Source organism: Sorangium sp. So ce321 (assembly GCF_051530195.1).
Taxonomy (GTDB): Bacteria; Myxococcota_A; Polyangia; order Polyangiales; family Polyangiaceae; genus Sorangium.
Genome location: NZ_CP150329.1, coordinates 13,763,290 through 13,777,820 on the forward strand (window position 1 = coordinate 13,763,290; position 14,531 = coordinate 13,777,820).

The 14,531-nt window shown below is 69.2% G+C and carries 13 protein-coding genes; 10 read left to right on the forward strand and 3 right to left on the reverse strand.

Translation table 11 applies throughout. The features are described from left to right. Positions 1-417 precede the first annotated feature (417 nt). From WME89_RS51075 to WME89_RS51085, 3 genes are read left to right on the forward strand one after another with little or no spacing between them, the layout of a single operon-like run. Complete coding sequence (locus WME89_RS51075) at positions 418-972, forward strand: hypothetical protein (protein WP_438006753.1); 555 nt, start codon at positions 418-420, stop codon at positions 970-972. Between the two features lie 49 nt (positions 973-1,021). Further along, complete coding sequence (locus tag WME89_RS51080) at positions 1,022-1,240, forward strand: hypothetical protein (protein WP_438006754.1); 219 nt, start codon at positions 1,022-1,024, stop codon at positions 1,238-1,240. Positions 1,241-1,255: 15 nt separating this feature from the next. Continuing rightward, positions 1,256-1,540 (forward strand): hypothetical protein, encoded by a 285-nt coding sequence (locus tag WME89_RS51085; RefSeq protein ID WP_438006755.1) that lies wholly within the window; start codon positions 1,256-1,258, stop codon positions 1,538-1,540. Between the two features lie 377 nt (positions 1,541-1,917). Here the strand turns inward: WME89_RS51085 and WME89_RS51090 are convergent, their stop codons facing one another. Next, positions 1,918-2,397 (reverse strand): hemerythrin domain-containing protein, encoded by a 480-nt coding sequence (locus tag WME89_RS51090; RefSeq protein WP_438006756.1) that lies wholly within the window; start codon positions 2,395-2,397, stop codon positions 1,918-1,920. A gap of 83 nt (positions 2,398-2,480) precedes the next feature. Next, positions 2,481-2,744 carry a hypothetical protein gene (locus WME89_RS51095; protein ID WP_438006757.1) on the reverse strand — a complete coding sequence of 88 codons (264 nt, stop codon included), beginning with the start codon at positions 2,742-2,744 and terminating at the stop codon, positions 2,481-2,483. Between the two features lie 814 nt (positions 2,745-3,558). Here WME89_RS51095 and WME89_RS51100 point away from each other — a divergent pair. The 3 genes from WME89_RS51100 to WME89_RS51110 are packed head-to-tail and all read left to right on the forward strand — an operon-like array spanning position 3,559 to position 6,080. After that, complete coding sequence (locus WME89_RS51100; protein WP_437306320.1) at positions 3,559-4,992, forward strand: sigma-54-dependent transcriptional regulator; 1,434 nt, start codon at positions 3,559-3,561, stop codon at positions 4,990-4,992. A gap of 24 nt (positions 4,993-5,016) precedes the next feature. Further along, positions 5,017-5,712: a histidine kinase gene (locus WME89_RS51105; RefSeq protein WP_437622272.1), complete on the forward strand. Its 696-nt coding sequence runs from the start codon at positions 5,017-5,019 to the stop codon at positions 5,710-5,712. After that, complete coding sequence (locus WME89_RS51110; RefSeq protein ID WP_438006758.1) at positions 5,709-6,080, forward strand: response regulator; 372 nt, start codon at positions 5,709-5,711, stop codon at positions 6,078-6,080. The genes WME89_RS51105 and WME89_RS51110 overlap by 4 nt, the downstream gene beginning before the upstream one ends. Before the next feature lie 81 nt (positions 6,081-6,161). On the opposite strand, the gene WME89_RS51115 is transcribed toward WME89_RS51110, so the two are convergent. Beyond that, a complete protein-coding gene (locus WME89_RS51115; RefSeq protein WP_437622274.1) occupies positions 6,162-7,592 on the reverse strand; it encodes a helix-turn-helix domain-containing protein in 1,431 nt (476 codons plus the stop codon). A 215-nt stretch (positions 7,593-7,807) separates the two neighbouring features. On the opposite strand from WME89_RS51115, the gene aceB reads away from it, so the two are divergent. The 4 genes from aceB (at position 7,808) to WME89_RS51135 (ending at position 14,523) form a co-directional block, all read left to right on the forward strand. Beyond that, positions 7,808-9,430, forward strand: coding sequence for a malate synthase A (gene aceB, locus WME89_RS51120; RefSeq protein WP_438006759.1), 1,623 nt, complete (start codon positions 7,808-7,810; stop codon positions 9,428-9,430). 75 nt (positions 9,431-9,505) lie between these two features. Further along, positions 9,506-10,804, forward strand: coding sequence for an isocitrate lyase (aceA, locus tag WME89_RS51125; protein ID WP_438006760.1), 1,299 nt, complete (start codon positions 9,506-9,508; stop codon positions 10,802-10,804). A 333-nt stretch (positions 10,805-11,137) separates the two neighbouring features. Continuing rightward, positions 11,138-13,492: a glutamine--tRNA ligase/YqeY domain fusion protein gene (locus WME89_RS51130; protein ID WP_438006761.1), complete on the forward strand. Its 2,355-nt coding sequence runs from the start codon at positions 11,138-11,140 to the stop codon at positions 13,490-13,492. Positions 13,493-13,605: 113 nt separating this feature from the next. Next, on the forward strand, positions 13,606-14,523 hold the full coding sequence (locus WME89_RS51135) for a hypothetical protein (RefSeq protein ID WP_438006762.1): 918 nt from the start codon (positions 13,606-13,608) through the stop codon (positions 14,521-14,523). Positions 14,524-14,531: the final 8 nt, after the last annotated feature.

Sequence of the window (14,531 nt, forward strand, 5' to 3'; positions counted from 1 at the left end):
CCAGGTGGCCCCTCGCGCGCGCCAGCGCGCCGTCCCCTCTTCACCTCTCCAGCATCCCTGAATCCAGGCGCGATCGTCGCCCGGCGTCGAAGCGGGTTATCCCCGCTGACTCCAGGTCTGCACGCGCCTCTCCCACTCCGCGCCTGACGCTTCGCGCCATCGCTTGTGGGCGCTGCGTCATCGCCGGGCCATTCGCGCGTGTTTGCACGTGCTCGAGGGCCACGATCGAGGCGATTTGTCTCGCCAGACCGAACCGTTTCCGCTGCTTCTGCATGGCACGTCTGTCGCAATACGGGGCGATGACCCCATCCAGGGCGCCGAGAGGCCCATCCCGGAGAGCTGCCATGGGGCTTTCGTGTCGCGCCCGGCGATCGCCCGGGCGAGGTCGAGCCTCAACCGCAACCGTAGGAGATCATCATGCTGACCGTCCGCACGTTCCTTCCCATCGCCATCGTCATGAGCGTCTTTGCGGGCTGCGAGTCCCCCACGGACGCGCAGGCCAAGGCCGAACGCGCCCAGCAGGAGGCGCAGCAGAAGGCGGCGGAGGTCGCCAATGAGCTCGACAAGAAGGTCGCCGAGATCGACCAGCGCGCGGAGCGGGAGACTGACAAGGCGCTGCGGGAGGCTGCGCAGAAGCTCAACAACGCTGCCGTCGACGTGCAGGAGAAGACCGTCGAGGCGCAGGCGGAGCTCTCGAAGGCGCGCGAGGACGTGCGCGCGTCCACGACGCGCAAGATCGAGGACCTCGAGAAGGACGTCGCCGAGCTCCGCTCCAAGGCCGAGAAGAAGATGTCGAAGGTCGAGGTCGACAGGCTCGTGAAGGAGCTCCAGGACAAGTCGGAGGCGGTCCGCAGGAGCCTGCGCGATCTCGACGCGGCGACGAGCACGAACCTCGACGAGGTGAAGAAGGGCGTCGATCAGCGCGTGGAGGAGCTCGATCGCGCGATCCAGGACGCGAAGCGGCGCGTCTGATGCAAGACCCGCAATCTTGACCCAGAGAGCTCAACATCAGGAGGATACGATGGAGAATCAGAAAGCTTCTCAGCAGAGCCAGCCCGCGGACGTCGAGGGCGAGGGCAACCACACGGCAGACCGGCGCTACCGCGAAGGTGTGGAGAGGTCGGTGAAGGACGGCAAGATCGAAGAGCACGCGGAGGAGGCTGCCAGCGCCCTGGACGGCCCCGAAGGCGACGAGCTGCGCGAAGCCCAGGAGGCGACGCGGCATGGTCGGCCCAGCTGACCCGGCGAGCCAGCGATGATCCGAGAGCTCCGCTGCAAGTCGTGTGACCGCAGGTACATCTTCGTCTCGACGGCGGCGACGCCCTGCCGGGCCTGCGGGTCGGCGCTCGACGAGATGGAGCTCGAGCGCGGCGTCTACGAGCTCGCCTCCAACGACGCGCCGAGCGCCGCCGCGTCCGCGTCGTCGACCCCGGCGGACACCATGGTCCCCGAGGATCTCGGCTACGGTGAGTCCCACGGGTACGGGCCCGGCCACGGCGGCCCCACCGGACCCGGCGACGCGCCCGCCACGACCCCTTGAGCCGAAGCAGGTGCGAGCACGCTCCCCCGAGCGCTGGGCGCGTGACGGTCGGAGTGACCAGGGAGGCAGGAAGACCGGAGAAGATCAAGGATCCTCCCGTCTATCCGCCTTCCTGTGCGCTCTTCCTGAACCGATGTGACAGGTGCCGGGGCACCGGGCGTGGCCACGAAAGGTTGCTCCGTGCGCATTGCTCGTGCCCCGTGTCCCGTGAAGCCGCCATGGCACGACGTCGTCCGGGGCGCGCGCTGCATGCGCAGGGCGCTGCACCGGCTGGTGCTGTCGAGCGCAGGACTGGTCCTGTCGAGCGCAGGAGAGGAGCGCTCGAAGGCGCGTGCTGTACGTGTCGGGAGAGAAGCGGAACAGGTCTGCGCCGGCCGTCAGGCCGCCGTCGCGGTGCGCTCTGCGGCGTGTCCCGCGCCGTGGTTGCGGCGGGAGTGGGCGATGAGGGCCTCGAACAGCTCCAGCATCTGCTGGCCGAGCCGCTCGTTCGTGTCGTCCGTCAGCTCCGCCTCCATGCGGGGCAGGAGCTCCCGCTCCTCTTCGTCGACATGGTGCATCACCAGGTCTCTCAGCGCGCTGAGCTTGGCCCTGAAGCTCGGGTCCTCCGGCGCCGTGTTCACGACGCGCCGGATCTCGAAGCGCGCGACCGTGTGCTCCTCGCAGGCCCCGCCGACCAGGTCCGGCTCGATGGCGAGCAGCTCCGGGAAGAGCACCACCTGCTCGGCGAGCATGTGGGCGAGCAGGTGCTTCGTGAGCTCGTCCGTCACCCGCCGTACGTCGCCGATGCCGGAGAGGGCCAGAGTGAATAGCCTCTCGGCTTCGCGGTGTTGCCCCTTCAAGAGCTGTGTCGCTTTCATGCATTCTTCTCCCGGAGAACGAGGGTGATGTTGAGGAGATCGAGATCGACGAGGAGCCTTGTTGTTCTCGCTGGATGCCCTGCTCACACGGCCGCGAGGTGCGCGAGGGGCCGCAGCGGCCCGCCGCGGGGGCCCTCGAGCGAGACGGTGACCACGCCGCCGCCGAGCAACTCGCGCCGGGTCAGCGACAAGGTCGAGGCCTGTTCATGAGGTAGCCGGACCACCGTCTCGAGCTCGCGCGCCTGCGCGCGCCGTCGGACAGCGCACTCGGGCCAGGGGGCACCGGACTCAGCAATCAGCAGGCACGTCTCGCCCTGCTCCCCGCTCAGCCGCCCCCCCTTCTTCATCGGGATGGCCTGAAGCAACCGTCGTGCCGGACGTTCTTATTCCGGGGTTGAGCAGACCAGAATCCGGAGCCTGGAATATCGATGTGGAATTTCGCCTCTCGAGAAGAAGCGCGGACGGATTCGGCAGCTTCCTATGCCCGGAGCGATCCAACCAGCAGCGGCACACGGCATCATCGCGCAATCCCGCCGAAACAGGGGCCTGCCCACCTGGTCCTGCCCGCCGAGCGGCGCGGCGCTCGGCCACCTCGTCCTCCCTTCTGCCGCCCTCGGCCGGCGGCGCGCCACGTCGTCCTGTCCTGGCGCGCTGGTGCTCTTCGACGACGACGACCGGCCGCGGGAGCGATCGCGCGCGCTCGCCCGGCGCAGCGTCGCCGTCGCGCTGCCTCCTGCACCGCGCCGAGGTCAGGGCCGCGCGAGGCACAAGACATTTTTGTTCTCGGCGATCACCTCGGCGCGGCGTCGTGGCCGCCCTGGCTCACCCAGCCGCTGCGCGCTGGGCCTGCGATATGCATAACAAGCGTGAGTGCTGTAAGTCTGTGGAAATCCAGGCTGCTCGTAAGCTCGCCTGGCATGAAAAGTCCCCGTGGAAGCTGCCGCTCTCGCTGGAGGCCGGTGGCTGGAGCGACCCGGCGCGGCACGGAAGTCCTCCGCGCCGACATGGCTGAGGCAGGAACGCGCACCTGTGGCGAAACGTCACGTGAGATAACCTCAAGGATGAGAGCGGCCCGGGCTTGATGGCGCGGTGTCTCCGTGGCACGTTCCCTGCAACTGCAGGCAGCGGTCGACCTTTAGAGCTGCCGGGGAAGGACACGCGATGAGCGGCAGGATACTCGTCGTCGATGACGACGAAGCGACGTGCGATCTGGTCGAAGCCCTCCTCAAGAGGCAGGAATTCTCCGTAGCGGCGCGCACCTCGGCCAAGAGCGCGCTCGAGCTGGTGAGCGAGGACGACTTCGACGTCGTGCTGACCGATGTCGGCATGAGCGAGATGAGCGGCCTCGAGCTCTGCGAGCGCATCCTCGGCGCCCGGCCCGACATGCTCGTGATCGTCATGACGGCGCTCGGGAGCATGGAGACCGCGATCTCGTCGATGCGCGCCGGGGCGTTCGACTTCGTCACGAAGCCGCTCGACTCGAACCTCCTCGGCCTGACGGTCTCGCGCGCCGTCCAGCACCGGCGCCTCCGGTCCGAGGTGAAGCGCCTGCGCGAGGCGGCCCACGACGTCCAGCAGACCAAGGGGCTCGTCGGGCGAAGCCCCGCGATGAAGCGCGTCTACGACCTGATCGGCCGCGTGGCGCGGAGCGACGCCTCGGTCCTCGTCCACGGCGAGACCGGCACCGGCAAGGAGCTCATCGCGCGGGCGATCCACGAGGCCAGCGGCCGCCCCGGCCCCTTCGTGGCCGTCAACTGCGCCGCGGTGCCCCAGGCGCTGCTCGAGAGCGAGCTGTTCGGCCACGCTCGCGGGGCCTTCACCGACGCGAAGACCCAGCGCACCGGCCTGTTCCTCGAGGCGAGCGGCGGCACCATCTTCCTCGACGAGATCGGCGAGATGCCGCTCGAGGTCCAGCCGAAGCTGCTCCGCGCCCTCCAGGAGCGGAAGGTGCGGCCGGTGGGCTCGAACGCCGAGATCCCGTTCGACGCGCGCATCGTGACGGCGACGAACCGGGACCTCGAGACCGAGGTGTACGAGAAGCGGTTCCGCGAGGACCTCTACTACCGCGTCAACGTCGTGAAGATCGACCTGCCGCCCCTGCGCGAGCGCGGGACCGACGTGCTCCACCTGGCGATGCACTTCCTCGAGAAGTTCTCGTCGCGCAGCGGGAAGGGCGTGCTCTCGCTCTCGACCGCGGCCGCGGAGAAGCTCACCGCGTACAACTGGCCGGGTAACGTGCGCGAGCTCGAGAACAGCATCGAGCGCGCGGTGGCGCTCGCCCGTTTCGAGCAGATCACGGTCGAGGACCTGCCGGACAAGGTCCAGGCCTACCGGCCCGACCGCTTCGTCGTCGCCGTCGACGAGCCCGCGGAGATCATGACGATGGACGAGCTCGAGAAGCGCTACATCAAGCGCGTGCTCGCGCTCGTCGGCGGCAACAAGTCGCGCGCCGCCCAGATGCTCGGGTTCGACCGGCGCACGCTCTACCGCAAGCTGGAGCGCTACGGCGAGCAGGATGGCTCGGGCGGGGACGAAGGCCCAGACAAGGACAAGGCAGCCTCTCCCCCAGGCTCGGCGAGCTCTTCGCTGAGCTGAGAGAGGCGAGGTGAGGCGTAAGGAATGACGGAAAAGGCGCTGCCCGAGTCGGTCTACAAGCTATTCGCTCGCACGGGACACGACGTCCGCGGGCCGGCCGGCGTGGTGGCCGGGGCCCTCGACGAGCTGGAGCGCGCCCTCGGGGGCGAGACCACCGCGCGGAACGTGGCGTTCTTCACCATGGCGCGGCGAGGCGTGCGCCGCCTGCTGCGCCTCGCCGACCGCTACACCGCCGCGTCGGAGCTGGCGCGGCAGCTCGACACGCCGGTGCAGTCGCTCGACCTCGAGGCGCTCGTCCGCCAGGCCGTGTCGGAGGCGTCGTTCGTCTATGGCCGACGGCAGGTCTCGGTGGCGCTCGACCTCGCGCCGCTGCGCGGCTTCGCTCACCCGGCGTCGATGACGGCCGCGCTCGCGGACGCGCTCATGCTCGCCCTGCGCGCCGCGCGCGCGCGGGTCGCCGTGGAGCTCGCGTCGCAGGGCGACAAGGCGCGCGTGGTGCTCACGAGCGACTCGGACACGGCGTCGGTGGAGGAGCTCTTCCAGGCCGCGCTCTCGCCGGACTCGGACCCGCTCGACGAGGGCGCGCTGCCCGTGCGGGTCATCGACGGCGTGCTCAAGGCGCACGGCGGCGCGGCGCGGGTCGAGCGCGTCGGCGCGGAGACGCGCATCACCCTGGAGTGGCCTCTCAACGAGGCAGACCGCAAGGCAGGTGCTCGATGAGCGCGGATCTCCCCCTCGTCCTCGTGCTCGACGACGACGACGACACCTCGACGCTGCTCGGCATGGCGCTGCGCCGCCGGGGTTTCCGCGTGGTCGTGGCGCGCTCGTGCGAGGAGGGGCGCGCGCGCCTCGCCGACAACCCGATCGACGCGCTGGTGACGGACGTGTCGCTCCCGGATGGCAGCGGCATCGAGCTCGTCGCGTCGCTCGCGGCGAAGCCGCGCGCGACCATCGTGGTGAGCGGCTTCGGCGGCGACGACGACCGCGAGAAGAGCCGGATGGCCGGGGCGCACGCGCACCTGGTCAAGCCGGTCGACGTGGCCCGCCTGGTGTCCACGCTCAACGAGGTGCTCGCCCGGCCGAGCTGAGCGGCCACCACCCCGCCGCACCGGGCGGGGTGGCCGAGGTCGGCTCGCGCGCCGCCTCACACGCGGCGAGCGGCGCGCGCCTCACTTGTCCACGGACGCGTAGAACGAGACGCCGCGCCGGTTCTCGTCGAGGCGCAGCGGGTGCTGCAGCGCCGGCAGCGCCCGCTGGGCGCAGTCGAGGCGCTCGCACGTCCGGCACGTCACGCCGACCGGCACGGCCGCGCCGGTGTTGTCCAGGTCGATCCCGTCGGCGTAGACGAGCTCGCGGGCGTAGCGCACGTCGCAGCCCATGCCGATCGACTGGACCGTGTGGGGGACGTGGTAGCCGCCGCGGTCGCTGCGCACCGTGCGCGCGATGCAGAAGTAGACCGCGCCGTCGGGCATCTGCGAGAGCTGGATCCGGATCATGCCGGGGGTCATCAGCGCGGCGTGCACGTTCCAGCGGGGGCACGCGCCGCTGAAGCGGGCGAAGCGGATGCCCGAGCCGCTGAAGCGCTTCGAGATGTTCCCCGCGATGTCGATGCGGACCATGTGCATCGGCACCCCCTCGGCGCCGGGGCGGCGCAGCGTCGTCAGCCGGTGGCACACCTGCTCGAAGCTCGTGCCGAAGCGGTGCGCGAGCAGCTCGATGTCGTAGCGCTCGGCGCGCGCCGCCTCGAGGAACGGCTGGTACGGCATGAGGATCGCGGCGGCGAAGTAGTTGGCCAGCGCGACGCGGGCGAGCGCGCGGGACTCCGGGGTCGTGAGGTTCTCGTCGCGCAGGATGCGGTCGATGGCCGCCGTCTGCGTGAGCAGGCCGAGCTGGTGCGCGAGCTGGAACCGGCGGCTCCGGGGCGGCAGCACCTCGGAGATGCTGAGCACGCGCCGGTCCGGGTCGTAGCGCCGCATCGCCTGGCGCTCGTCCGCGACCCGCACGATGCGCACCTCGATGCCGCGCGTCGCGTGGAGATACCGGACGAGGCCGCGGTACACGTCGTCTCCGTCGAGCTCCGCCTCCCGCCAGAGCGCCTCGGCGCCCTCCTCGAGCTCGGGGAAGTGGTTCATCCGACGCTGGATGAGGTCGCTCACCTCCTCCGAGGGCAGGCGCGAGTTGTCGACCGCGACGAACCCGTCGCCGGCCAGCCGCTCTCCCAGGGTGTCCAGCGATTCTCGGGTCGTCGCATAGGTGCGGTACAGCGTGAGCACCGCGCGCGCGACGTTCGGGGAGGCCGCCACGAGCTCGCGCAGGTCCGCGTTCGTCAGTCCGTGGCTCTCGAAGATGGGGTCGCCGAACACCTCGTGGAGGTCGGCTGTGAGCCGGACATCCTCTTCCGATGCGAAGTTCTGGAGATCCAGCTGGAATATCTGGGCGAGTCGGATGAGAAGTGGCGCGGTCAACGGACGGCGGTTGTTCTCTATCAAGTTCAGATAGCTCGCCGATACGCCGAGGCGCTCCGCCAGATCGACCTGCGTCATGTGCTCGCGGCGCCGGAGCGCGCGGACCTTGGCCCCGAGAAGCGGTGCATCAGCCATAGGAACCCTCCCGAACGTAGCTGAGCTTACTGAACCTGCGGTCAGGCGCAGCAGCTCGCCACCGCAGAAATTTACAATAGTTTACACGTTGACAGGGTGTAAAGGCCTTTCGTCTACAACCTTATCCGCCTGCATTTCAAAGGGAAGTTGACGCTGAAACGGCATCGACAAACATAGCTTCGTTGTAACGACGCGCAGCGTTGCAGGAGATGTGGATGAGCCAGAATCATGAGACGTCGAACCTCAGCCTGCTCGCTCCTCGGGTCGCGGGCGACGAGCCTGTCCTCACGCCTGAGGCCCTTCGCTTCCTCGCGAGTCTGGGACGGAAGTTCGCCGACCGAGTGCCGGGTCTGCTCGCTCGCCGGCGCGAGGTGCAGGCGCGGCTCGACGCGGGCGAGCGGTTTGATTTCCTCCACGAAACGCGGGATGTGCGCGAGGGGGACTGGACGGTGGCGCCGCTGCCGGCGGACCTGCTCGACCGGCGCGTGGAGATCACCGGCCCTGTCGATCCCAAGATGATCATCAACGCGCTGAACTCCGGCGCGAACATGTTCATGGCGGACTTCGAGGACGCCACGTCGCCCACGTGGAAGAACCTCATCGAGGGGCAGGCGGCGCTGCGGCTCGCCGCGCGGCGCGAGCTCCGCCACGAGGACGCGGCCACGGGCAAGCGCTACGCCCTCGGCGACAGGCTGGCCACCCTGCTCGTGCGCCCGCGCGGCTGGCACCTCTGGGAGAAGCACGTCGAGCTCGACGGAAAGCCGCTGCCGGGCGGGCTCTTCGATTTTGGACTCTTCTTCTTCCACAATGCCCGTGAGCTCGTTCGCCGCGGTACCGGGCCTTACTTCTACCTGCCGAAGATGGAGAGTCACCTGGAGGCGCGGCTCTGGAACGACGTCTTCCTCTTCGCGCAGGAAGCGCTCGGTCTGCCCGCCGGCACGATCAAGGCGACGGTCCTCATCGAGACGCTCCCCGCGGCGTTCGAGATGGACGAGATCCTCCACGAGCTCCGGCAGCACTCGGCCGGGCTCAACTGCGGTCGCTGGGATTACATCTTCAGCTTCATCAAGAAGCTCCGGAACGACCCGGCGTGCGTGATGCCGGACCGCTCGCTGGTGACGATGGAGCAGCGCTTCCTGCGCTCGTACACCCAGCTGCTCGTGAAGACCTGCCACCGCCGCGGCGTGCACGCGATGGGCGGCATGGCGGCGCAGATCCCGATCAAGAGCGACCCGGACGCGAACCGCGCGGCGCTCGAGAAGGTGCGCGCCGACAAGCTGCGCGAGGTGAAGGACGGACACGACGGCACCTGGGTCGCCCACCCGGCGCTCGTGCCGCTCGCGCGCGAGGTGTTCGACGCGCACATGCCCGGGCCGAACCAGATCGAGCGCAGGCGCGAGGACGTCCGCGTGACGGCGGCCGACCTCTTGCAGGTCCCGCCCGGCGCGCGCACCGAGGCCGGCCTCCGCCACAACATCCGGGTCGGGGTCCAGTACCTCGAGGCGTGGATCAGCGGCCTCGGGTGCGTCCCGCTCTACAACCTGATGGAGGACGCGGCCACCGCGGAGATCTCCCGCACCCAGGTCTGGCAATGGATCCGCCACAAGGCGACGCTCGACGACGGCAAGCCCCTCACCGAGGAGCGCTTCCGCGCGGCGGTCGACGGCGAGATGGCCGCGCTCCGCGGCGCGCTCGGCGAGGCGCGCTTCGACGGCGGCCGCTTCGGCGAGGCGCGCGAGCTGTTCGAGCGGCTGTCGATCGGAGACACCTTCGAGGAGTTCCTCACGCTCCCTGCTTACGAGCTCCTGATCACGAGGGCGAAGGAACAGCGCTCGTGACGCTCGGCTCACTTGATCTGATGTCAACACAGCGGCTGCTGCCGCCCGTCACCCCAACACGCTAGGAGCCCAGTCATGTCCGCTGCTTTTCCGCTGAACACGCCGATCTCCGCCGATTCGTTGCACGCGACGCCGGGCGACGTCGCCCCCGGCCGATGGAGCGGGATCGTCCGCCCGTACTCCGAGGCCGACGTCGCGCGCCTCCGCGGCACCGTCCGCATCGACTACACGCTCGCGACCCTCGGGGCCAAGCGGCTCTGGAACCTGATGCACAGCGAGCCTTACGTGGCCGCGCTCGGCGCGCTCACCGGCAACCAGGCGATGCAGCAGGTCCGGGCCGGGCTCAAGGCGATCTACCTGAGCGGGTGGCAGGTGGCGGCCGACAACAACGAGGCCGGCACCATGTACCCCGACCAGAGCCTCTATCCGGCGAACAGCGTCCCGACGCTCGTGCGCCGCATCAACCAGGCGCTCCTCCGCGCAGACCAGATCGAGAACGCCGAGGGCAAGGCGGGGCGCTACTGGCTCGCGCCGATCATGGCCGACGCGGAGGCCGGCTTCGGAGGGCCGCTGAACGCGTTCGAGCTGATGAAGGCCATGATCGAGGCGGGCGCCGCGGGCGTGCACTTCGAGGACCAGCTCGCCTCCGAGAAGAAGTGCGGGCACATGGGCGGCAAGGTCCTCGTCCCGACCAGCCAGTTCATCCGCACCCTCATCGCGGCCCGGCTCGCCAGCGACGTCATGGGCGTGCCGACGGTCGTCGTCGCCCGCACGGACGCCGACAGCGCCAAGCTGATCACCTCCGACGTCGATCCGCGCGACCGGCCGTTCGTCACCGGGGAGCGCACGCCCGAGGGCTTCTACGTGCTGAAGGGCGGCCTCGATGCGGCCATCGCGCGCGGGCTCGCGTACGCGCCCTACGCCGACCTCGTCTGGTGCGAGACGTCGACGCCGGACCTCGACCAGGCCAGGCGCTTCGCCGAGGGGATCCACAAGCAGTTCCCGGGCAAGCTGCTCGCCTACAACTGCTCTCCGTCGTTCAACTGGAAGAAGCACCTCGACGACGCGACCATCGCGCGCTTCCAGCGCGAGCTCGGCGCGATGGGGTACAAGTTCCAGTTCGTCACCCTCGCCGGGTTCCACGCGCTCAACCACAGCATGTTCGAGCTCGCCAGGCAGTACCAGCGCCGCGGCATGTCCGCGTACTCCGAGCTCCAGCAGGCCGAGTTCGCCGGCGAGCAGTTCGGGTACAGCGCCACGCGGCACCAGCGCGAGGTCGGGACGGGCTACTTCGACGAGGTCGCCCAGGTGATCTCGGGCGGCGCGGCGTCCACGCTGGCCCTCCACGAGTCCACCGAGGCCGCCCAGTTCTGAGCGCCGGCGCGACGGCCGCGCCCGCCGGCTGCGCGGCCGCGCAGCCCGCCCGCGGCGTGGCCGCGCAGCCCGCTGGCGGCGCGGCCGCGCAGCCCGCCGTCGCCCTGGCGCGCGCCCCGCTGTCGCGCCCCCGCCCCGTCCAGCCCGCCCTCGCTGCGTCACCCCCGCTCCGCCCCGCGCGCTGCGCCCCCGTCCCGAGGCGAGCGCGGCCCCGCGCGACCCCGGCAGAGGAGCGCCCGGGGCCGCGCGGGCGCCTCTCCGCGGTGGTCCAGGGGGGGCCGTTCGAGTAGGCTCCGCTCGGGCGGCCGCGCCCGATCCGAGGTGAAAAGAGCTGTGACAACGCAGAGCCAGAGACCGAGCGACGCCGAGAGCGGCGCCGTCGCGTCCAATTTCATCCGCAACATCATCGCCGAAGACCTCGCCGCGGGGAGGCACACACGGGTCGTGACCCGGTTCCCGCCCGAGCCGAACGGCTATCTCCACATCGGACATGCGAAGTCCATCCTGCTCAATTTCGGGCTGGCGACCGAGTTCGGCGGCGTATGCCACATGCGCTTCGACGACACGAACCCGGCGGCCGAGGACATGGAGTACGTGGAGTCCATCCAGCGGGACGTGCGCTGGCTCGGCGGCGACTGGGGCGACAAGCTGTTCTTCGCGTCGGACTATTTCGAGCGGCTGTACGCGTTCGCGGTGGAGCTCATCCGGAAGGGCAAGGCGTACGTCTGCAGCCTCAGCGAGGCGGAGACCCGCGAGCTCCGCGGCACCGTCACCGAGCCCGGACGAGACAGCCCCTACAGGAACAGGTCCGTCGAGGAGAACCTGGACCTCTTCGCCCGCATGAGAGCAGGGGAGTTCCCGGAGGGCGCGCACGTGCTCCGGGCCAAGATCGACATGGCCGCTCCCAACATGAAGATGCGCGATCCGCCGATCTACCGCATCAAGCGCGCGCGCCACTACCGCACCGGCGACGCCTGGTGCATCTACCCGCTGTACGACTTCGCGCACAGCCTCTCGGACGCGATCGAGGGGATCACCCACTCGATCTGCACGCTGGAGTTCGAGAACAACCGGGAGCTCTACGACTGGATCATCGAGAGCCTGGACGTCCCGTCCCGCCCCCGACAGTACGAGTTCGCGCGCCTCAACCTGAACTACACGGTGATGAGCAAGCGCAAGCTGCTCGCGCTCGTGAAGGGCGGGCACGTGAAGGGCTGGGACGACCCGCGCATGCCCACCATCGCCGGCCTCCGGCGCCGCGGAGTGACGCCCGAGTCCATCCGCGCCTTCTGCGAGGAGATCGGCGTCGCGAAGACGAACAGCATGGTCGAGTTCGCGAAATTCGAGTCGTGCGTCCGCGACGACCTGAACCTCCGCGCCCCGCGCGTCATGGCGGTGCTGCGCCCCCTGCGCGTCGTCCTCGAGAACTACCCCGAGGGGCAGGTCGAGGAGATCGACGCGCCCTACTGGCCCGACGACGTGCCCAGGCAGGGCTCCCGCAAGGTGCCCCTCTCCCGGGTGATCTACATCGAGCGCGACGACTTCCTCGAGGACCCGCCCAAGAAGTGGTTCCGGCTCGCGCCCGGGCAGCAGGTGCGGCTCCGCTACGCGGGGTTCATCACCTGTCGAGAGGTGGTGAGAGACCATGCCACAGGGGAGGTGGTCGAGCTCCGCTGCACCTACGATCGCCCCACGACGAGCGGTGAGGCGCCGGACGGCCGCAAGCCGAAGGGGACGCTGCACTGGGTCTCGGCCGCCCACGCGCTCGCCGTCGAGGTGCGGTTGTACGACAGGCTCTTCGCCTCCGAGCGGCCCGATGCGGTCGATGAAGGCAAAGATTTTCTGGATAACTTGAATCTTGGTTCGCTGGTCGCCCTGACCGGATGCCAGGTGGAGCCGAGTCTCTCCACGGTGGAAAAGGGCAGCCATGTCCAGTTCGAGCGCCAGGGGTTCTTCTTCGTGGATCCGGTCGACTCCGCGCCCGGCGCGCCGGTCTTCAACCGCACGGTCGCGCTCAAGGACTCGTGGTCGAAGCTCTCCGCCGAGAAGCCCGCTCAGGCGGCGGCGCCCGAGAGCGCGGCCGCGAAGCCGCAGCCCCCGCGCCCGAAGGCGGAGCGCGCGCCGTTCGAGGAGCGGCTCGCGCGGCTCGAGCCGGCGCGCGCCGACAAGGCCAGACACCTCATCGAGGCGCGGGGAATACCCGGCGACGACGCCGTGGTCCTGGCCGAGGACGACGACCTGCTCCGGCTCTTCGAGGACGCTGTATCCGTCCACGATAACGCGAGGAGCGCCGCCAACTGGGTGATCCATTCGCTCTCGCGCGAGCTGAAGGACAGCAAGACAGGCGACCTGCCCTTCTCGGGTGCGCAGCTCGGCGAGCTCCTGGCGCTGATCGATGACGGGACCATTTCCGGAAAGATAGCGAAAGATGTCCTGGCTGAGATGGTGCAGCAGGGCGGTAGCCCGCGTGCGATCGTGGAACGAAGAGGGCTCCGGCAGGTCGCCGACGAAGGCGCCCTGGAGCGCATCGTCGACCAGATCGTCGCCGGACATCCCGGCGAGGTTTCCCGCTTCCGCGCGGGCAACACGAAGCTGATCGGGTTCTTCGTCGGCCAGGTCATGAAGGCCTCCGGCGGCAAGGCGAACCCGGATCTGGTCAATTCGCTGTTGACCAGGAAACTGGCGTAAATCTCCCACCCACACGCTGCTTCGCTTCCCCCCCGACTCGGGGTGCGCGGGAGTGCTGCGCTCTGCGGGGTCCCCCGCCCGGCACCTGACTACGTGATGCGTGTCACGGCAGTGTGGAGAAACATGTCCAGCAAAATGTCTATAAAAAAATTGAACTCAAGAGCGGCAATGGTGTAGATGAAATTAGGACTATGGAATCTGCACGCCAGATCGCTCTCATCGTCTGCGTGGCTGTGTCGTCCTCGCAGGCCGCTTGTGTCGTGTCTACCGAGCTCGATGGTGATGATGAGGTGGTGGCGGAGGTCCAGCAGGAGGTCGTCGTTTACAACGCGCTGACCCGCAACGCGCTGACCCGCAACGCGCTGACCCGCAACGCGCTGACCCGCAACGCGCTCACCCGTAACGCGCTGACCCGCAACGCCCTCATGGGCAACTCGTTCACGAAGGACGCGCTCCGCGACCCCGAGTCGAGAGAGCTCCTCAGCTTCATCGTGAGCTGCGCTCTCCCCGAGGACGACAGCTTCGATGTGGACGTCGACGGCAGGTCCTACCGCTTCGACGGGGAGCTCGGCCTCGCGCCCGAGTGGGGCAAGCGCAATGGCTCGTGTGGTGATAAGTGCCAGGAGTGGGTCTCGAGCTGCCTGCTCGCGCGCGTGAACTACCTGGGCGAGCACGTCACCATCTCGATCCGCGGGAAGAACGACGCGCTGTCGTCCACGAGGCGGGAGCGCGAGAAGTTCGACGTGCCGGAGGCGGCCTACTACGGCAACGTCTTCCTGGAGACGCAGCGACGCTTCGCGTGCCTCGCGCCCGGGGAGACGTCGATCCCGCGCGTCTGCGGCCCCTCGCTCGACGACTGCGTGGTCGACGTTGTGGGCGATTGTGACGACGTGTGCGACGGGCCGAGGTACGACGGCAGCTACTCGAACTGCCGCGACCGCGAGCCCCTCATCGAGCTGCCCTGCGGCACCCGCATCTTCCCGCCCCGGACCGATCGCTACAACACCTCCGTGACCGTGTTCCTCGAGTAGCATCGAGC